Origin of the sequence: Flavobacterium rhamnosi (assembly GCF_048286515.1) — a bacterium.
GTDB lineage: Bacteria > Bacteroidota > Bacteroidia > Flavobacteriales > Flavobacteriaceae > Flavobacterium.
Window position 1 is genome coordinate 73,957 of the sequence record NZ_JBLVPS010000015.1, and the last position, 19,145, is coordinate 93,101.

16 protein-coding genes are annotated in these 19,145 nt (G+C 34.2%); 9 read left to right on the forward strand and 7 right to left on the reverse strand.

The window, feature by feature from the left end:
* Window positions 1-11: 11 nt before the first annotated feature.
* The 3 genes from ACNQGN_RS12815 to ACNQGN_RS12825 all read left to right on the forward strand — a co-directional run bounded on the left by ACNQGN_RS12815 (window position 12) and on the right by ACNQGN_RS12825 (window position 2,370).
* Window positions 12-461 (forward strand): type I restriction enzyme HsdR N-terminal domain-containing protein, encoded by a 450-nt coding sequence (locus ACNQGN_RS12815; protein ID WP_417988225.1) that lies wholly within the window; start codon window positions 12-14, stop codon window positions 459-461.
* A 13-nt stretch (window positions 462-474) separates the two neighbouring features.
* Window positions 475-1,461 carry a glycosyltransferase family 2 protein gene (locus ACNQGN_RS12820; protein ID WP_417988226.1) on the forward strand — a complete coding sequence of 329 codons (987 nt, stop codon included), beginning with the start codon at window positions 475-477 and terminating at the stop codon, window positions 1,459-1,461.
* A gap of 75 nt (window positions 1,462-1,536) precedes the next feature.
* Window positions 1,537-2,370, forward strand: a complete 834-nt coding sequence (locus tag ACNQGN_RS12825; protein ID WP_417988227.1) for an OmpA/MotB family protein — start codon at window positions 1,537-1,539, stop codon at window positions 2,368-2,370.
* A 131-nt stretch (window positions 2,371-2,501) separates the two neighbouring features.
* On the opposite strand, the gene ACNQGN_RS12830 is transcribed toward ACNQGN_RS12825, so the two are convergent.
* From ACNQGN_RS12830 to ACNQGN_RS12840, 3 genes are all read right to left on the reverse strand, one after another.
* Complete coding sequence (locus ACNQGN_RS12830) at window positions 2,502-3,122, reverse strand: L-threonylcarbamoyladenylate synthase (protein WP_417988228.1); 621 nt, start codon at window positions 3,120-3,122, stop codon at window positions 2,502-2,504.
* A 51-nt stretch (window positions 3,123-3,173) separates the two neighbouring features.
* Window positions 3,174-5,510 carry an ATP-dependent helicase gene (locus ACNQGN_RS12835; RefSeq protein ID WP_417988229.1) on the reverse strand — a complete coding sequence of 779 codons (2,337 nt, stop codon included), beginning with the start codon at window positions 5,508-5,510 and terminating at the stop codon, window positions 3,174-3,176.
* Between the two features lie 117 nt (window positions 5,511-5,627).
* Entirely contained in the window at window positions 5,628-6,395 is a 768-nt protein-coding gene (locus ACNQGN_RS12840) for a sulfite exporter TauE/SafE family protein (RefSeq protein WP_417988230.1), read from the reverse strand.
* A gap of 131 nt (window positions 6,396-6,526) precedes the next feature.
* Here ACNQGN_RS12840 and ACNQGN_RS12845 point away from each other — a divergent pair, with 131 nt between their 5' ends.
* Window positions 6,527-7,048 carry a DUF7935 family protein gene (locus ACNQGN_RS12845; RefSeq protein ID WP_417988231.1) on the forward strand — a complete coding sequence of 174 codons (522 nt, stop codon included), beginning with the start codon at window positions 6,527-6,529 and terminating at the stop codon, window positions 7,046-7,048.
* Window positions 7,049-7,055: 7 nt separating this feature from the next.
* Here the strand turns inward: ACNQGN_RS12845 and ACNQGN_RS12850 are convergent, their stop codons facing one another.
* A complete protein-coding gene (locus tag ACNQGN_RS12850; RefSeq protein ID WP_417988232.1) occupies window positions 7,056-9,119 on the reverse strand; it encodes a M1 family metallopeptidase in 2,064 nt (687 codons plus the stop codon).
* 101 nt (window positions 9,120-9,220) lie between these two features.
* On the opposite strand from ACNQGN_RS12850, the gene ACNQGN_RS12855 reads away from it, so the two are divergent.
* The gene (locus ACNQGN_RS12855; protein WP_417988233.1) at window positions 9,221-9,958 is read left to right on the forward strand and encodes a Dph6-related ATP pyrophosphatase; all 738 of its coding nucleotides are present in this window, start codon (window positions 9,221-9,223) and stop codon (window positions 9,956-9,958) included.
* 75 nt (window positions 9,959-10,033) lie between these two features.
* On the opposite strand, the gene ACNQGN_RS12860 is transcribed toward ACNQGN_RS12855, so the two are convergent.
* From ACNQGN_RS12860 to ACNQGN_RS12870, 3 genes are all read right to left on the reverse strand, one after another.
* Window positions 10,034-11,515: an aminopeptidase P N-terminal domain-containing protein gene (locus ACNQGN_RS12860; RefSeq protein WP_417988234.1), complete on the reverse strand. Its 1,482-nt coding sequence runs from the start codon at window positions 11,513-11,515 to the stop codon at window positions 10,034-10,036.
* Between the two features lie 247 nt (window positions 11,516-11,762).
* Window positions 11,763-12,185 carry a hypothetical protein gene (locus ACNQGN_RS12865; RefSeq protein WP_417988235.1) on the reverse strand — a complete coding sequence of 141 codons (423 nt, stop codon included), beginning with the start codon at window positions 12,183-12,185 and terminating at the stop codon, window positions 11,763-11,765.
* A gap of 145 nt (window positions 12,186-12,330) precedes the next feature.
* Window positions 12,331-12,876 (reverse strand): DUF1697 domain-containing protein, encoded by a 546-nt coding sequence (locus ACNQGN_RS12870; protein WP_417988236.1) that lies wholly within the window; start codon window positions 12,874-12,876, stop codon window positions 12,331-12,333.
* A gap of 134 nt (window positions 12,877-13,010) precedes the next feature.
* Between ACNQGN_RS12870 and recG the strand changes: the two genes are divergently transcribed.
* The 4 genes from recG (at window position 13,011) to ACNQGN_RS12890 (ending at window position 19,053) form a co-directional block, all read left to right on the forward strand.
* Window positions 13,011-15,119 (forward strand): ATP-dependent DNA helicase RecG, encoded by a 2,109-nt coding sequence (gene recG, locus ACNQGN_RS12875; RefSeq protein ID WP_417988237.1) that lies wholly within the window; start codon window positions 13,011-13,013, stop codon window positions 15,117-15,119.
* A gap of 75 nt (window positions 15,120-15,194) precedes the next feature.
* The gene (locus ACNQGN_RS12880) at window positions 15,195-16,286 is read left to right on the forward strand and encodes a fatty acid desaturase family protein (protein WP_417988238.1); all 1,092 of its coding nucleotides are present in this window, start codon (window positions 15,195-15,197) and stop codon (window positions 16,284-16,286) included.
* A 6-nt stretch (window positions 16,287-16,292) separates the two neighbouring features.
* Complete coding sequence (locus ACNQGN_RS12885; RefSeq protein ID WP_417988239.1) at window positions 16,293-17,678, forward strand: membrane dipeptidase; 1,386 nt, start codon at window positions 16,293-16,295, stop codon at window positions 17,676-17,678.
* Window positions 17,679-17,994: 316 nt separating this feature from the next.
* Entirely contained in the window at window positions 17,995-19,053 is a 1,059-nt protein-coding gene (locus ACNQGN_RS12890) for an efflux RND transporter periplasmic adaptor subunit (RefSeq protein WP_417988240.1), read from the forward strand.
* Window positions 19,054-19,145 lie beyond the last annotated feature (92 nt).

Consider the following 19,145-nt stretch of genomic DNA (forward strand, 5'->3'; position numbering starts at 1 on the left):
ACTTTTGCTGCATGCAAAAATTAAATTTTCAACTTTATAACTTTCGGTTCAAAAATAGCGAAAATAAAGTATCCATTTTTGATGAAATCAGGAAAAAATTTATCATTCTTACTCCGGAAGAATGGGTTCGTCAGCATGTAGTTCAATTTTTACTGGAAGAAAAAAAATACCCTAAATCATTGATTAATGTAGAAAAAGTTCTGAAAGTCAATGGCTTGCGTAAAAGATACGATGTTGTCGTTTTCAATCCCGATGGTTCTATTTTTATTTTAATAGAATGTAAAGCACCTGAAATAAAAATTGCTCAAGCGACTTTCGATCAAATCGCCCGTTACAATATGACTATGAAAGCCCAATTTCTGATGGTGACCAATGGATTGAATCATTACTTTTGTCAAATGGATTTTGAAAATGAAAAGTACAATTTTTTACCTGAATTGCCAATATATAAAATCCAATAATCAAATCATCTAAATGAAAATAGCTGTTGTCATACTCAATTGGAATGGAGTACAATTATTAGAACAATTTTTACCTTCGATTGTGAAATATTCGCCCGAAGCTACAATTTACATTGCTGATAATGCATCAACAGATGATAGCATTTCATTTGTATTAGCTAATTTCCCCTCCATTAAAATTGTGAAAAACGATGGTAATTTAGGCTTTGCCGGTGGTTATAATGAAGCGTTGAAACGCATTAGTGCCGAAATTTATGCTTTGGTCAATTCCGACATTGAAGTCACTGAAAATTGGCTGCAGCCCATCGTTAAAACATTCGAAAACACACCTGAAACAGCCATTATCCAACCTAAAATATTAGATTTCAAACGGAAGGAATACTTTGAATATGCTGGTGCTGCCGGAGGATTCATAGATCAATATGGTTATCCTTACTGTCGTGGGCGTATTTTTGATACTTTAGAAAGAGATACTGGACAGTACAATGACAATTGTGAAATATTCTGGGCTTCAGGAGCTTGTTTTTTCATTAGAAGCTCAGTTTATAAGGAACTGAAAGGTTTTGATGCCGATTTTTTCGCCCATCAGGAAGAAATTGATTTGTGCTGGCGTGCATTTAATAAAGGCCATAAAATAAAATACATTTCACAATCAGTTGTCTATCATGTAGGCGGAGCCACTTTGCAGCAAGGAAATCCAAAAAAAACCTATTTGAATTTTAGAAATTCATTGTTAATGCTTACCAAAAATTTACCCAAAAATAAGCTTTACTGGATTCTATTTTGCAGAATGGTTTTGGATGCAATTGCAGGATTGCAGTTTCTTTTGCACGGAAAACTCAACCACTTTTTAGCGATACTAAAAGCGCATGGTTCGTTTTACCGTCTTTATGCTGCTAATTATAAAAAAAGAGACCGATTTCAAACTAAAAAATACTACACTATAAAAAGTATCGTTTTTAATTATTATGTTAAAAATGGCAAGATATTTGTTAAATAGTTTTAACATTAATTTATATATAATTTCTAATCTTTAAAAACTAACTTTGTAATTGAATCTTAATTAAAAAAATTTATGAAAAAAATTGTAATCGCCTTATCAGTATTGGCACTTTTAACATCTTGTGTTTCTAAAAAGAAATATACCGATTTAGAAGCTAGAAATAAAGAAACCCAAGATTTATTGAATAGCTGCACTGTTAAACTAAATTCTTGCTTGGAAGAAAAAGCTGGACTTGCTGCAACTGCCGCTACTTTAAAAGAGCAAAATCAAGGTTTAATAAGTGTTTCAAAAGACATGACTATATTGTCTACGAAAGGTGCTGAAAATATTGAGAAAGCTTTAGAATCAATCAAAGAAAAAGATTTAAAAATCAGCAGAATGCAAGATGCTTTAACTAAAAAAGACAGTGTTACACTTGCTGTTGTAACTAGTTTGAAAAGTGCTGTAGGAATTTCTGATCCAGATATTGAAATAAATGTTGAAAAAGGAGTTGTATTTATATCTATTGCTGACAAATTGTTGTTTAAAACTGGAAGTTATGACGTAACAGACAGAGCAAAAAGTGTTTTAGCTAAAGTAGCTAAGGTGGTAAATGACAAACCGGATTTTGAATGTATGGTTGAAGGTCATACTGATAGTGTTCCTTATAACGGTTCAGGTATTTTACTTGACAACTGGGATTTAAGTGTGAAACGTTCTACTTCAATTATTCGTGTATTGACAAATCAATTAGGTGTTAAACCAGAACAATTAATTGCTGCAGGAAGAAGTTCTTACGTTCCTTTAGTTGCGAATGATTCTGCAGAAAACAGAGCTCGTAACAGAAGAACTCGTATTGTTGTTTTACCAAAAATTGATCAATTCTATGAAATGATTGAAAAAGAAATGAAAAAACAAAAACAATAGTTTTTAGATTTCATAGCAATTTGCATATACAAATTGTACCATAAAAAAAACGTCTTGAGAAAATCAAGACGCTTTTTTTTGCCCTTTTTTTAAGGATTTTAACATTCCTACTGTGCAACTTGAACTATCACTTAAAGAATATCCAAACTCCCTTTACCTTCTCTGACTACAATAGGTTCATCACCAGACAAATCTATAATAGTAGATCCCATATTGTCGCCATACCCACCATCGATAACCAAGTCAACAAGGTTTTGCCATTTCTCAAAAATGAGCTCCGGATCAGTGGTATATTCAATCACATCATCATCATCGTGAATGGAAGTTGAAACAATCGGATTCCCTAATTGGCGAACAATTTCCAATGCAATCGAATTATCAGGAACCCTAATTCCGACTGTCGTTTTCTTTTTGAATTCTTTAGGCAAGTTATTATTTCCCGGTAAAATAAAAGTATATGGCCCTGGCAATGCTCTTTTTAACAGTTTAAAAGTAGCAGTATCAATTTGTTTCACATAATCGGACAAATTACTCAAATCGTGACAAACAAAAGAGAAATTAGCTTTGTCCAGCTTAATTCCTTTTATCTTGGCGATACGTTCAAGTGCTTTGGTATTGGTAATATCACATCCCAATCCGTAAACGGTATCTGTCGGATAAATAACCAAACCTCCCTCTTTTAAAACCTTCACTACTTTGGCAATCGCTGCTTCGTTTGGTTTATCCGAGTATATTTTTATAAATTGAGCCATTTTTTTAGTTTAAAAAGTTTAAGGATTAGGTTTTTTAAAAACGCTTCCCTTTTATCCAATAATATCCAATTTTGCAAATCGCAGTAACAATTTCTTTATTCCGCCCACCTCAAATTTGATTTCAGCTTTTTTATCAGCTCCTACTCCTTCCATGTTAACAACTATTCCTTTTCCAAAGCGTTCGTGCATAACCACATTTCCTGGCAGCAGTTTGTTATCAAACAAATTGGCGGTTCCAGACGAAGAATTACCTGCAAGCACTGGTTTTAGTTTTCGAATATTTATATCCGATTTAGGTTCGTTATCGGTATTAGATTTTGGAGGTGCACCACCTATTGGTTTTGCCAGACGCAATTTAGATTTATCGACATCCCCAAAAATATCACTATCAATCATAGGTTTATAACGGTAGTTGTTTTCAGGAGGTGTCATATATTCTAAATACTGGCTGTCGATTTCCTCAATAAAACGGGAAGGTTCGCTATCTGTTAATTTCCCCCAGCGATATCGGGATTGTGCGTATGTCAAATAGGCCTGATGTTCAGCTCTTGTCAAAGCTACATAAAATAAGCGACGTTCTTCCTCTAATTCACTTCTCGTACTCATACTCATAGCACTTGGAAATAAGTCTTCTTCCATTCCTACCACAAAAACATGGGGAAATTCCAATCCTTTGGCTAAGTGAATGGTCATCAATGCCACACGATCTTCATCACTTGTATCTTTATCTAAATCTGTTGCCAAAGCCACATCTTCCATAAACTCAGATAAAGCACCTCGAGCACCATCAACTTCCTTTTGACCTTCGGTAAAATCTTTAATACCGTTTAATAATTCCTCAATGTTCTGAATTTTAGCCATTCCCTCAGGAGTCGCATCTTTCTTTAATTCTTGAACCAATCCTGTTTTTTTAGCGACGTGATCAGTAATATAAAAGGCATCTTGGTTTTCATTTATTGCTTGAAAACTTTGAATCATAGTAACAAAATCAAGTAGTTTTTGTTTAGTTCCCGAATTTAGTTTTAAATCAATTCTTTCAATATTCTGCATTACCTCAAAAATGGAACGCTTGTAATGATTGGCTGCTATGGTTAACTTCTCGATAGTTGTATTGCCAATTCCACGTGCTGGATAATTGATTACCCGTACTAATGCTTCTTCATCTTTTGGATTGATAACCAATCGCAGATAACACAGTACATCCTTAACTTCCTTTCTTTGATAGAACGAAAGTCCACCGTAAATTCGATAAGGAATATCTCTTTTTCTCAATGCATCTTCCATAGCGCGAGATTGTGCATTAGTACGATATAAAATAGCGAATGCGCCATTATGCAACTGATTCTGCATTTTTTCTTCCCAGATAGTACTTGCTACAAATCGGCCTTCCTCATTATCTGTTAAACTGCGATGCACTTTTATTTTTGGGCCAAAATCATTGGCTGTCCAAACTATCTTATCAAGCTTGACTTTATTTTTATCGATGATGGTGTTGGCCGCTTCTACAATATTTTTTGTAGAACGGTAATTTTGTTCCAATCTAAAAGTTTTAACACCTTCGTAATCTTTCTGGAAATTCAGGATATTATTGATGTTTGCCCCACGAAATGCATAGATACTTTGTGCATCATCACCGACTACACAGATATTCTGAAATTTATCAGACAATGCTCTAACAATCAAATACTGTGAGTGATTCGTATCTTGGTACTCATCCACCAATATGTAACGGAAACGGTTTTGATATTTAGCCAAAACTTCTGGGAAACGAGTCAGCAGTTCATTAGTTTTCAACAACAAATCATCAAAATCCATTGCTCCTGCTTTGAAGCATCGGTCTACATAATTTTGATAAATTTCCCCCATCCTAGGCTTCTTGGACATGGCATCTGCTTCTTGTAAATCAGGATCATTGAAATAAGCTTTTACCGTAATCAAACTGTTTTTGAAATTAGAAATTCTGCTTAAAACCTGTTTTGGTTTGTACACATCTCTGTCCAATTGCATTTCTTTGATAATACCTGAAATTGCACGAAGTGAATCTTGAGAATCATATATGGTAAAATTTGAAGGATACCCTAAATGTTCCGCTTCTGACCGAAGAATTCGAGCAAAAACCGAGTGAAAGGTTCCCATCCAAAGATTTTTAGCTTCGCCGGCACCAACAATATCAGAGATACGTTTTTTCATTTCACGAGCTGCTTTGTTGGTAAAAGTAAGTGACAAAATGCTAAACGCATCAACTCCCTGATTCATTAAATAAGCAATTCTAATAGTCAACACACGTGTTTTACCAGAACCTGCACCTGCAATAATTATCATAGGCCCGTCTTTTTGGAGAACAGGTTCGCGTTGCGCTTCGTTAAGTTGATCGATATATTTATGCATGGAACTTTTTAAATTATATTATGCAAAAATAGCAATTTTGAACGAGGTTTTCAGTACCAAAAACCAACAATTGGCTATTAATTTTGCGGTCAATTTAATCCGATGTTCTGTAATTAATTATTTGAAAAACACATCGTAAGCGAAGCGGAGTAAAGTACCTATTACAACTACCAGAAAGAAAATTCGAATAAAACTATTTCCTTTATTGATGGCTAATTTTGCTCCGATCCATCCGCCGAGCGCATTGCTCAAAGCCATCGGTATTGCGATTGCCCAAATAATTTTGCCTTTTAAAACAAAGAGACAAATGGACCCAAAGTTAGTTGATAGATTCACCATTTTTGCGTTTGCGGAAGCATGTAAAAAATCAAATCCCATTAGAGCAATAAAGGCGACCACTAAAAAACTTCCGGTTCCGGGACCAATAAATCCATCATACAAGCCCACTATGAAACTAATTCCTATAGCATTTAATAGCTGCGTTCTAGGAGAATGAGTTTTTTCAACATGTTGCCCAAAATTTTTCTTTGCATAGGTGTAAACCACTAAAAATGAAAGAACAATTAACAATAATGGTTTCATAAAATCATTACTCACGTAGGTTAATAATGTAGATCCTAAAAATGCTGAAGGAAAAGCCAAAAGCATCATAATTCCAAGTAATTTCCAGTTCATATCAACCTTTTTAAGATACTGGTACGCTGCAAAGGAAGTGCCGCTAAAAGCGGGGACTTTTAAGGTTCCGATAACTGTTGAAACTGGAAAATTAGGTAATAAAATCAACCCCATAGGCGTCTGTATCAGTCCCCCACCGCCCACAATAGCATCTATAAATCCTGCGGCAAAAGCGGCCAAGCAAAGTAAAACCAATACATACGTTTCCATTCTTAATCTATTTAAACATTCTGGGTACTAAATCGTAAAAATACTATTCGGATTGAATTATTGCTAATAAAATCAAGTTGATTTATAATCAAAAAAGTATATTTTTGTTTTTGATAAAACTTACAAACAAAATGGAATCAACACAAATCATAGAATTACTAAGTTATACTTTACCAGCAGTTGTCACAGGGGTTGTCGCCTATTATTTTTTTGATCTTCATACTAAAAACGAAGAAGGAAGACGTCGTTATTTATTACACAAAGAAGCACAAAAAAATGCCTTGCCTCTGCGTTTACAGGCATTTGAACGTATGGTATTGTATATGGAACGTATCAATCCTACTAAATTATTGATTCGCATTGCTCCTCTTTCACAAGATAAAAATGATTATGAAAATCTCATAATTGCGCAAATCGAACAGGAATTTGAACATAATTTAACGCAACAAATTTACATGTCGGATGAATGTTGGACCATTCTAGTTACTGCTAAAAACGCTACTATTCAAATGATTCGCAAAGCCAACATGAGTGATCGTGTCGACAGCTCCGATAAATTGCGTGAAGTGATTCTAAGTGATTTAATGGAAAAACAATCTCCAAGTAGTGCAGCTTTAGCTTATATTAAAAACGAAGTAGGGCAATTGTGGTAGTTGCGAACTATTCTTTCAGTAATCGATTCAATTGAAATTGTTCCGTTTCATTAAAATTCGGCAACATTCTTTCGAAAGAAATTCTCATTTCCTTATTTTTCAATAGTTTTCTAATATTGTCTCTTCCTACCTTGGAAAATTGCCACATATGATGCGTTGTTGCATTCACCAAATTTTTCAAAACGGTATCGTTAATTATTCTAAAAGCCAATAATTTTTCCAAGGCATTTTGTCTCGTATTTGCCTCATAATTAATTGACGAATAACTTATTAATTCTTCTACCAAGGCTTCTTTGTCCGAAGCATAATCTGTGGTAGATAGTGCTAGAGACAACCATAGCGTTCTTAAATTATAATCATTGAAACCTCGCCAGTCTTTTGATTTATCTAAATAGTCAAAACGCTGCTCCGGGAAATTATTCCACAAATTGTACAATGCTATTTCTTGAGTTTGATAGGATTTATCATTGAGTAAAGTCTCATATTGTTCTTTAAAACTTTCGGGGATTTTATTTAGCGTTGCCGCCACAGCTTGACGAACCTGCACGTTTTTGGTTTCCAATGCCAAATTTAGCAGTGCTACTTTATCCTGAAATTCCTCTTCTTTCAATTGATCGACAATCGCTTTTTTTATAGAAAAATGTACATCAGATTGCAATGTTTTAGAAAAAAAATCTTTTTTAACAGACAACGGTTTGTTCTTTACCTTTTCGATTTCAAACAGCTGCTGAATCCCTTTGTTTTTATTCAGTAAGTAATTAGCTTCTTGTGTATTAAATACACTTTTTTCAAGCCATACTTTACTAAAATTATCCAAATCAAAATTGGATACTTTTCTTATTTCAGTAAAGAAATCTTCCGTATTTACAGTCTGAAACGCATGTTTTTCTAAATACTTTTTTACTGCTTTTTTAAACGGCTTGTCCCCTACTTCTTGCTGTAAAACAAAAAGTGCCCAAGCGCCTTTTTGATAAAAAGTCAATGAGCTGGCTTTCGCATTCAAAACGGGAATCGTATCTGTTCGGGAAGCAAATTTTAATTGTTGCGCCGACTCAAATAATTTAGTATAAAAATAATCTTCCCCATAAATGTCTTTTTCAGCTAATAACGCATAATAAGTAGCAAATCCTTCTTGCAACCAATGGTGCTTCCCGCTTTCAGCAGTAACTAAATTCCCAAACCATTGGTGTGCCAATTCATGCGCGTTGACATTCGTATAGCTCCTATCTTCAAAACCCGTTGCATCCACGACATAACGAGTATTGAAAAGTGTTGCAGAGGTATTCTCCATTCCCGCATACAAAAAGTCACGAACGGGTACTTGTTTGTATAGTTCCCAAGGATACTTCACTCCTATTTCCTTTTCTAAAAAATCAAACATCTGTTTTGAATAGCGGTACGTCGGTTCAAATTCAGCAAAATCTTTTGGTTCTAAATACATTTCTAATGAAACACCAGTTTTTGATTTTTGCGTTTGTTTTTCGAATTTTCCAATGGCGAGCATTAGCAAATACGAACTCATCGGTTCTTGCATTTGGTATTGCCAAAACGAAAGTCCATTGTGTTCGGAATTAAATTTCAAAACTCCATTTGAAATTACCTGATACTTTTTATCGCAGGCGATTCCCAGATTGAAAATCACTTTTTCATTAACATCATCAAAACTAGGAAACCAGTGACTGGTATATTTCCCTTGTCCTTGTGTCCAAATCTGTATATTGTTTTCTTGCTCAGAGCCTACGAAATATAAAGTCTGCTTCGGCTTAGCCGAATAATGAAAAGTCAGTCTGTTTTTTCCTTTTTTAAACGGAAAAATAATTTGTAATTGTTTTTGGGTATTGCGATATAGAACATTATTTCCGTTCAGTTTTAAATCAGAAATTACCATATTTTGCGCATCAATTTTAATAGTATCAATCGATCTCAAAACTTCGAAATCATAGTCAATAGCACCAGAAACTGTTCTTTCACTCGGATTAATAACAATTTTTCCCAGAACCAATTTAAAATCAACAAATTGGGTTTGTTGCCCGAATGTAAAAGTGGAAATAAAAAATAATAGGTATTTCATTATATAGCGATTATACTGCGATGTCCAAAGTTACAAAGGTTTACCATACTAATCCGAGTAATTTTGTAAGTTTACCTCCAGAAAACCACAAGAAAATCACATTGAAAAAGAAAGCCCTATTTAATTGGAGCAGCGGAAAAGATTCAGCGCTGGCCTTATACAAAATGTTACAAAATCACGAAATTGAAATTACTTGTTTGCTAACCAGTATAAATCAGCAGTATCAACGTGTTTCAATGCACGGTGTTCGGCTGGAACTATTGGAACAACAAGCCCAAAGTATCGGGTTGCCGCTTGAAATCATGCAAATTCCGGAAATGCCAACTATGGAGGTTTACGAAAACGTAATGCGCGAAAAATTGGAAAAACTAAAAGCCCAAGGCGTAACCAATTCGATTTTTGGAGATATCTTTCTGGAAGATTTACGAAAATACAGAGAAGATAAATTAGCCGAAATAGGTTTCGAAGGCATTTTTCCACTTTGGAAAATCCCAACTCATGAGCTTATTCAAGAATTTTTGGATTTAGGTTTTAAAACCATTGTGGTTTGTGTAAACGAACGTTTTCTGGATAAAAGCTTTGTAGGTCGCGTTATTGATCAAAGTTTTATCAACGATTTACCCGAAAATGTAGACGTTTGTGGAGAAAATGGCGAATTTCATACGTTTACTTTTGACGGCCCGATTTTCTCTAAACCCCTCCATTTTGAAATTGGCGAGGTTGTGTATCGCAAATATGAAAAACCAGAAAAAGAAGACACCTCCGGTACCGCTTGTGACACGAGTGCTTCTGACGCCTTTGATTTTGGATTCTGGTATTGCGATTTGGTTGCGAAATAATTTAAATAAAAACTCCGAAGTTCATACTAGACTGAACTTCGGAGTTTTACTATTTACAGAATCTTAAAAAAGATACTAATCTAATTTTGGTAAAGAAAAACTATCTAAAACACTTTTTTCAGTCATCAATAGTTCAATTTCATTTGATTTTCTGGGTGCCTCACCAGACAAATTAACGGGGCCATTTTCCGTTATTAAAATATCATCTTCAATTCTCACAGCTATTCCCCACCATTTTTTATCACAATCACTTCCGTTAGGAATATAAATTCCCGGTTCAACAGTAATAACCATACCGGCTTCTAAATTGTTATACAAACCTGGATCATGAACGTCTAAGCCAATGTGATGTGAAGTCCCATGCGGGAAATATTTTCTGGATTCATTTTCAGTTTTAGCAATTCCCAGCTTTACCAAACCTTCATTGATTACCTTGCGTGCAGCTGCATCAGTAGCACCAAAGGCATTTCCTATTTTTGCGTTAGCTATTCCTACTTCCTGGGCTTCATATACTAAATCATAGATTATCTTTTGTTCCGTGGAAAATTTTCCGTTAGCAGGAATTGTTCGGGTTACATCGGCAGTATAACCGTGATATTCTGCGCCTAAATCCATTAGAACCAAATCATTCTCCACTTTCATTTTGCTATTTTCAATATAATGCAATACGCAGCCGTTATTACCGGCGCCCACTATAGAAGGATAACCTTCGTATTCACTACCGTACTTTTTATAAACAAATTCATGTATCCCTTGTATTTCGGTTTCTGACATTCCGGGATGCATCGCTTTCATAATTTCACGTTGACCCATTGCGGATATTCGAATCGCTTTTGTCAATAAAACCATTTCCTCTTTTGACTTAATCTCACGTAAACTGGCCATATAGGTTAAAATCGATTTGGTATCGATAGTAGCTATTTTTGATGTGATTCTTTTTTTAAGATTAATTTCATTTTGTACATTCGAATAAGTTTGTGACTTTCCTTTTTCATCGTAACCAATTTGGGATTTAAAGGCTCCAATTAATTTATACAAATCGGCTTTTTCTTTTTTTGAATTTCTGATATCCTCTTCAAATTCCTTAAACATGACATTGCTATAGGTTCCATAATCTATTCCAGAGTTGAGAAACTCTTTTCCATTCAATGCAAAATTAAAACCTAAATCCTTCTTAGCGCCTTCAGTTCCCAAGCGTATTCCCGTCCATTGCTCCTCTTTTGGATTTTTTTCCTGAACATAAAGCAACTCATTAAATGATTTTCCGTCTGCCGTTTGATTATCAGCAAATACGACCAAAACAGAATTCGGTTCTTTATACCCAGTTAAGTAATAAAAATCAGGATCTTGATGGTACACATAATCCACATCATTTGCACGATTTCGAATGGGATTACCAAAAAATACCGCCACACTATTTTTCGGCATTTTAGCCCGTAACGCTTCTCTTCGTTCTTTGTGAAATTGAGCTGACAAATAATCGTTTGGATTTCCATTTTGAGCAAACGAAAAACAAACAAAAAATACTGTGAAGATAAAAGAAAGTCTAGAAGCCATCTATTTATAGATTTTATGATTTAAAGCCATACACAACGATTCTCGATCGTTAATTATGAGTAAATATAAATATTTTTGTATTTACAATCCAATTTTTTCATTGTAGAGTTGCTTAGGATTTTAGTATAAAAAAGAAAAAGAGCACACAAAAGTTTTTCAACTTCGGAGTACTCTATTTCAGAAGTGCTACATAATTCTAAAATTAACCCTAATCAAATTTTATAAAAAATGTAAAATGCACTATGATTTACTTTTTGTATTCTAATCCGGGACCATCACAATTCTTCCAGGTACTTGATAAGATGTTGTCCTCTGAAATATAAAGTTCTTCTTTTAAATTTCCATAACAGCTTCCTATAATCTCGCTGTCATTGGGATACGTTAATTCAAAATAAATCCCGTCCGGATGATTTGAAGTCGTATAGGTTCCAGAAATTGTTGTATTAATAGCGTTTCTTTTTCTGGATTTCGTGAATGTCCCGTTAGCATTCAACAAGTAAAATTCTTGCCATTCCATAGCTAAACCTGTAGTTTCGGAATCAACCATAGAACCAGACATTTTAATCAAGGTCCATTTTCCATGATAATCTGCACCGTCAGTCGCTACAGTGTCTTTTGAGCAGGAATTGAAAATAGAAAGGAAAGCGACTAGGATAGTAAGACATCTCATTTTTCAGTTTTTACAGATATTGTAAGGATGATCTATCCTATAAAAGGTTGCGTCAAATTATAATTATTTTTTTTTTTTTTTTCATGCGAATATTAACCTGCCCGAACCAGAGAAATTCGGGACTCTATTTTTTAGCTGATTTTCATTATCTTTCCTCGTACATTTTCAACAACTGCGTAACCGTATTCCAGTTCCTGATGGTTGCTGTTACATTCAGTTTTTTCTCAATGTATTTTTGGTCAAATCGTGTTTTTCCAGCTCCAATGGCATACTTAATATAAATTCTGCTATCATCAATACTTGCTTCATCCGGTTTAAACTGACTAATTTTTAAATCGTTGATATTTTCGCTACGTAAGGCAGCAGAAATAAAGGCCACGTATAATTTTTTGTGATCGATATCGGCCGCTTTCAAAAAAGGATTGTTCTTGAAACACGCTTCCAATTCATCTTTGGCAACTACCACAATAGGCACATCATGACCAAAAATTTTGAAAATTTCCTGTTTAATTTGAAATCCAACTTTTGCAGGGCTTTCTTCTTCAGCATCCACAAAAACATTTCCTGACTGTATATAGGTTTCCACATTTGTAAAACCAATAGATTCTAAAGTCGTTTTCAGCGCTTCCATTTTTATCATGTTGTGACCGGAAACATTGATGCCGCGAAGCAATGCTAGATGAGTTGTCATTATTTTAGCTTTTTATTATGCGAAGATATTATGTTTAAAGCTAATTTTTAAAATTATATTTTCTTGAAATTATATTTTCTAAAGTCAGTATTGCTCCATTTCGAAATTTCCAAACAAAAAACTATCTTCGCACTATGCAGCAAAACCTACTATTAACTCCCATAGAATATCTAAAAGGCGTTGGTCCCAATCGGGGCGAACTGCTCCGTAAGGAATTGGGAATTCATAAGTATGGGGATTTGGTTAATTTTTTTCCCAACAGATACATTGACCGAACGCGGTATTACAAGATTAACGAACTGCAAAATAACTTTGCTGAAGTTCAGATTATTGGCAAAATCATCAACATCAAAACCGTTGAATTTGGCAGAAACCAAAAAAGATTGGTAGCCACTTTTGTGGATGATACCGGCCAGATGGAACTTGTTTGGTTTCAAGGTCACAAATGGATTCGGGAGAGTTTGAAGCTTAATGAAATCTGTGTTATTTTCGGAAAATGCAATTCTTTTGGGAGTACATTCAGTATGGCGCATCCAGAAATTGAGCTAATGAGTGAGCACGAACAAAGTTTGCGTTCTGCTATGCAGCCCGTCTATCCTTCTACCGAAACACTGACGAATCGTGGAATTTCGAACAGAGTTATTAATAAACTAATGCAACAATTGTTTCTGGAAACACAAACTTTGTTCACGGAAACCTTACCGGATTATTTAATCCAGGAACTTAAACTCATTCCTAAAAAAGCAGCTTTATTCAACATTCATTTTCCAAAAAGTACTGAAGTTTTGGCGAAAGCCAAATTCCGATTAATCTTTGAAGAATTGTTCTTTATTCAATTGCAATTAATTACGAAAAATCTAATCCGAAAGCACAAAATAAAAGGACACCCTTTTACCACAGTCGGCCAATATTTTAATGATTTTTATCAAAATCATTTGCCTTTTGAATTGACTAATGCCCAGAAAAGAGTAATCAAAGAAATAAGAACCGACATGGGTAGCAATGCCCAAATGAACCGATTATTACAAGGTGACGTAGGTTCCGGAAAAACAATTGTGGCCTTTATGAGCATGCTCTTAGCACTTGACAATGGTTTTCAAGCGTGTCTGATGGCTCCCACGGAAATCTTAGCCAACCAGCATTTTATCGGTTTGTTCGAATTAGCACAAACACTAAACATCAACATCCGAATACTGACGGGTTCCACTAAAATAGCTGCGAGAAGAATTATTCATGAAGAACTGGAAAACGGCACCTTACATATTCTTATCGGAACGCATGCTTTATTAGAAGAAAAAGTAAAATTCAAGAATTTGGGGTTGGCAGTAATTGATGAACAACATCGTTTTGGAGTAGAGCAACGCTCTAAATTGTGGAAGAAAAATACGATTCCACCACACGTTTTAGTGATGACAGCCACTCCTATTCCCAGAACTTTGGCGATGAGTTTGTATGGAGATTTAGACATATCAGTGATTGATGAATTGCCCCCGGGACGAAAACCAATTCAAACAGTACATCGATTTGACAGCAACCGTTTGAAAGTTTGGAAATTTCTTCGGGATGAAATCGCTTTGGGCCGACAAATCTATATTGTATATCCTTTGATTCAGGAATCTGAAAAAATGGATTTCAAAGATTTAATGGACGGTTATGAAAGTATTTCCAGAGATTTTCCGTTGCCACACTATTCTATTTCAATCTTGCATGGGAAAATGAAGCCAGCCGATAAAGATGTTGAAATGAAACGCTTTTCGGAAGGGAAAACTAATATCATGGTCGCTACAACCGTAATTGAAGTCGGCGTGAATGTCCCTAATGCCAGTGTGATGATCATTGAAAGTGCAGAGCGTTTTGGATTGTCGCAGTTGCATCAGCTTAGGGGTCGCGTTGGTCGCGGTGCCGAGCAAAGTTATTGTATCCTGATGACGAGTCATAAATTGAGCTCCGACAGTAAAACCCGAATGGAAACGATGGTACAAACCAATGACGGTTTTGAAATTGCCGAAGTTGACTTGAAACTTCGTGGTCCGGGAGATTTAATGGGAACACAACAAAGTGGTGTACTCAACCTTCAAATTGCGGATATTGTTAGAGATAGAGACACGTTAATGTTAGCCAGAAATTATGCTGCAGCCTTGCTTAAAGAAGATGCCGGAATGCAAAAACCGGAGCACAGTACACTTAGATCGGTTTTTATTGAGATGACCAAAAAGAAAAACATCTGGAATTATATAAGTTAAATATCTAATAATCAATTATTTATGTATTTTTTTATTTTGTAAATTTGTGTGTTCTAATTTTAAACATTTATCAAAATGTCTAGAAAGCCAAGTTTTGCAAAATCAATAGAAGAGGACCGGCATTTTATTCTATTAAAAGAGGCGGTTAAAGAACACTTGGGTACTGAAGAAAAGAATTATCAAAACCAATTTAAAGCTTTTCTATTACCTTCTCTCTATTTTCTATTTTGGTTTATTGCTATGCAATACGCGTCATTTCCTTTTTTGTACTATCTTTTTTATGGACTAATGGGGGTTCTTGTGACTTTAATTTTTGTAAATCTAATCCACGAAGCTTGTCATTATACCTTATTTAAAGAGAGAGGAAAAAATAAAGCTATCATGTATCTTTTTGATTGTATTGGAGCAAATAGTTTTATTTGGATTAACAGACATATAAAAATGCACCACAACTACCCCAACACTATTGGTTGGGATACGGATATTGAGCAAGGCGGGCCACTAAAACTTTTCCCATCAGACAATCATTTATTTATTCAAAAATACCAGCATTATTGGGCATTCCTTCTCTATCCATTATTCCTTTTAAATTGGTTACTGGTAAGGGATTTTAGAGATTTTTATTCGGCTAAACGATACATCAGGAAGTTTATTCAAATTCCTCGTATAGAGTATTTTAAATTATGGTTTTTTAAATTGTTATTTATCTCTTATACCATTCTAATTCCTATTTTAGTTTTTAATGTGAATATAGGTCAAGCCTTATTGGGATTTTTATTACAGATGATATGTGGCAGTTTAGTAGGGCTGATAATATTAATCCCTTCACATGCTAATGTTGGTAATGAGTTTCCAATACCAAATGCAAATTACCAACTCCCTACTACTTGGCTTAGACATCAATTTATAACAACAAATGATGTGCATGGAGAAAATTTCATCTCAAAACATATAATGAATAATTTTAATTTTCATTTGGCACATCATTTATTTCCAAACATCAGTGCTTCACAAGCCATACAAGCAACTGAAATTATTAAACAGTTTGCCAAAGAATATCACTTTCCTTATAAAAGTTATTCCTTATTAAAAGCTTTTCAACTTCATTACCAACTAGTAAAAAAGAATGCTATTAAACCTGTAAGCATTTTTGAAGAAACAATGTAATCAAACATGAAAAACGAATTCAAATTTGCCGACCTGCATTGCCATCCTACACTAAAAACCTATGGACATACATTTGAAGACAGTGCTTATAGTGTGAAAAGAAGAAATATTTGGTATCAGCAGGAAAATAGTTTTTTTCGAAAACTTATCAGTAAATATCTTGGTTTGACTAAATTTTCACAAGCTGATTTTACAACCTTAAAAAATGGAAATGTCAAAATTGTAACTGCTTCACTCTATCCTTTTGAAAAAGGTTTTTTTATAAATTCGTTAGGTAGTGGTTTTGTTTCTGCTTTTTTTGCAGATATTATAACCGGAATCAGTTATTCCAGAATCAGAAACATTCAGCAGCATATAAATTATTTTGAAGACCTCGAAAAAGAACATTCATTTTTATTGGAATCCATTCATCGGGATCGTGAAACCGAATTGTTTTTCCCCAAAAAATCAGAAGATTTTAAATTAATTAAGGATGCAAACAAAACAGCTATAATCTTCGCAATTGAAGGTGCTCACGTATTTAATTCCGGATTAAAAAAATACGGAAGAGAAACCGCGGAAAATGAAGTTCTTGAAAATATTTACAAAGTTAAGAATTGGGAAATCACTCCTATTACTATCACTTTTGCTCATAATTTCAGTAATGATTTTTGCGGTCATGCGAGAAGTTTAGATGCTTTAGGTCCATTAGTCAATCAAAATGAAATGCTAAACCATGGTTTTACAGACTTAGGATTAAAGGTTGTAATGGCATTATTGGACGATAAAAACGGTAAAATTATTTATCCGGATTTAAAGCACATGTGTTTGCAATCCAGGAAAGAATACTACAATTTTTTAGACATTAACTTCAAAAACAAAAACATTCCCATTATTGTAAGTCATGGAGCGGTGACAGGAACTTCCTGGGATAATCCGGAATTATTTGTTGACGAATCCATTTTCTGTACTACAGATATTAATTTCTATGATGAAGAATTAGTAGCAATAGCAAAAAGTAATGGCCTTTTTGCAGTTCAGCTCGATGGCAGGAGATTGGTAAAAAAAAGTATTTTGAAGAAATTAAATTCGCAAAAAAACAAGGCGTTTGCCTCAGCAGAAATCATATGGAAACATTTAGAACATATTGCAATTCTTTTAGATAAAAATGATTTGAATTCATGGAATTGTACTTGTATAGGAAGTGATTTTGATGGTACTATAAACCCTTTACCCGGTATTTATAGCGCTTCTGATTTACCGCAATTAGCAAATAATTTATTGCAATTAGCCGCGCACTTTTTATCGTATTATAATTTCAAAAATGAGTATAATAAAATGGTAACTCCAGAAACAATCGTAAATCAATTTTGTTATGACAACTTGTATTTTTTTTATTCTGATAAATTCTAAAACAAACTCCAAAATGGTTTTGCTTGAAAAAGATTTGATCTGTTTTTTTTAACATATGCTGAATAATTATTCTTTTTTAATTAATGGATTAAACCTTTTCATTTTTCTAAAGTCATAGTGCTAGTCTGTTTTTTTTTGATTCTCATTATCTAAATTTTTATGTTAATGTTAATATTTGTATGTACAAACGTTAAAAAAAAATTAACAAAACTATTATTCCCAATTCTAAAACCTAAATTTGTTAAAGCACTAAAAAAAAGAAGCAATTAATTCTAGTTTTACTCCTATTTCATTACAAAATAAATATTATCTACACATGAAAATAAAATACCTTGTTTACACCTTATTGTTAGTCGGAATTGGTGGTTTTATAGCTTATCGCATTTCATCAAACAGTGCAAAGAATGAAAATTCAAAAGATAAAGGAATGAATAAAGCCATGAATGTAAGCGGAATTGTTGTTGCGCCACAAACTTTCGATAATAACCTCTCACTTTCAGGATCTATTGAAGCAAATGAGCAAGTGGAGATTCGAAGTGAAGTTTCTGGAATTGTTGAGGGTATTTATTTTCAGGAAGGAAGTAATGTAAGCAAAGGTCAAGTGCTTTTCAAAGTAAACGATTTAGAATTAAAAGCGCAATTGCGACAAACTGCTACAAAAGAGGGTTTAGCCTCTGAAAACGAAAGAAGAGCAAAACTTCTACTGCAAAAAGAAGCTATAAGCCAGGAAGAATACGATATCGCAAGAGCAGATTTGAGATCGGCGCAAGCACAAAGTGAATTAATAAAAGCGCAGATTGCAAAAACGTCGGTTAGAGCACCTTTTTCAGGAAAAATAGGATTGCGTTCCATTTCTCCAGGAACCTATATTACACCAACAATTTTAGTTGCCAAATTAGTTAATACCGGTAAATTGAAAATCACTTTTTCAATTCCAGAAAAATATGCCAATCAGGTAAAAACAAATACCATTTTGACTTTTATGGTTGCCGGATCAAATGAAAAATATACTGCTAAAGTATATGCAATTGAGCCCGAAGTAGCAATTGCTACCAGAACATTACAAGTTCGTGCCATTGCTGAAAACAGAGATGGAAAATTATTACCAGGTACGTTTGCTAATGTTGAATTGCCTTTAGATATTATTAAAGATGCCGTCGTAGTTCCAACTGAAGCGATTATTCCGGTTCAAAATGGGAAGAAAGTTTTTATCTCCAGCAATGGTCAAGCCAAAGAAGTTATGGTAGAAACTGCCACGCGTACAGATGCTACAATTCTTGTGCTTTCTGGTTTAAAAGCTGGAGACACTGTTATAACAAGTGGTGTAATGTCTTTAAAAAATGAAACTCCTGTGAAGGTAAAAGTAAAGTTATGAGTTATTTAAGTGATGAATTATACGTTTTGCAACTACAATCAAAATTATAATTCAAAACCAATACTTTCATAATTCATAACTACTAATTTATA

Bases quoted from the DNA above. Each gene is read 5' to 3' on its own strand.
- ACNQGN_RS12845 (WP_417988231.1), top strand. From the start codon at position 6,527: ATGGAATCAACACAAATCATAGAATTACTAAGTTATACTTTACCAGCA.
- ACNQGN_RS12820 (WP_417988226.1), top strand. From the start codon at position 475: ATGAAAATAGCTGTTGTCATACTCAATTGGAATGGAGTACAATTATTA.
- ACNQGN_RS12840 (WP_417988230.1), bottom strand. From the start codon at position 6,395: ATGGAAACGTATGTATTGGTTTTACTTTGCTTGGCCGCTTTTGCCGCA.
- recG (WP_417988237.1), top strand. From the start codon at position 13,011: ATGCAGCAAAACCTACTATTAACTCCCATAGAATATCTAAAAGGCGTT.
- ACNQGN_RS12825 (WP_417988227.1), top strand. From the start codon at position 1,537: ATGAAAAAAATTGTAATCGCCTTATCAGTATTGGCACTTTTAACATCT.
- ACNQGN_RS12860 (WP_417988234.1), bottom strand. From the start codon at position 11,515: ATGGCTTCTAGACTTTCTTTTATCTTCACAGTATTTTTTGTTTGTTTT.
- ACNQGN_RS12890 (WP_417988240.1), top strand. From the start codon at position 17,995: ATGAAAATAAAATACCTTGTTTACACCTTATTGTTAGTCGGAATTGGT.
- ACNQGN_RS12880 (WP_417988238.1), top strand. From the start codon at position 15,195: ATGTCTAGAAAGCCAAGTTTTGCAAAATCAATAGAAGAGGACCGGCAT.
- ACNQGN_RS12850 (WP_417988232.1), bottom strand. From the start codon at position 9,119: ATGAAATACCTATTATTTTTTATTTCCACTTTTACATTCGGGCAACAA.
- ACNQGN_RS12885 (WP_417988239.1), top strand. From the start codon at position 16,293: ATGAAAAACGAATTCAAATTTGCCGACCTGCATTGCCATCCTACACTA.
- ACNQGN_RS12865 (WP_417988235.1), bottom strand. From the start codon at position 12,185: ATGAGATGTCTTACTATCCTAGTCGCTTTCCTTTCTATTTTCAATTCC.
- ACNQGN_RS12830 (WP_417988228.1), bottom strand. From the start codon at position 3,122: ATGGCTCAATTTATAAAAATATACTCGGATAAACCAAACGAAGCAGCG.
- ACNQGN_RS12815 (WP_417988225.1), top strand. From the start codon at position 12: ATGCAAAAATTAAATTTTCAACTTTATAACTTTCGGTTCAAAAATAGC.
- ACNQGN_RS12835 (WP_417988229.1), bottom strand. From the start codon at position 5,510: ATGCATAAATATATCGATCAACTTAACGAAGCGCAACGCGAACCTGTT.
- ACNQGN_RS12870 (WP_417988236.1), bottom strand. From the start codon at position 12,876: ATGACAACTCATCTAGCATTGCTTCGCGGCATCAATGTTTCCGGTCAC.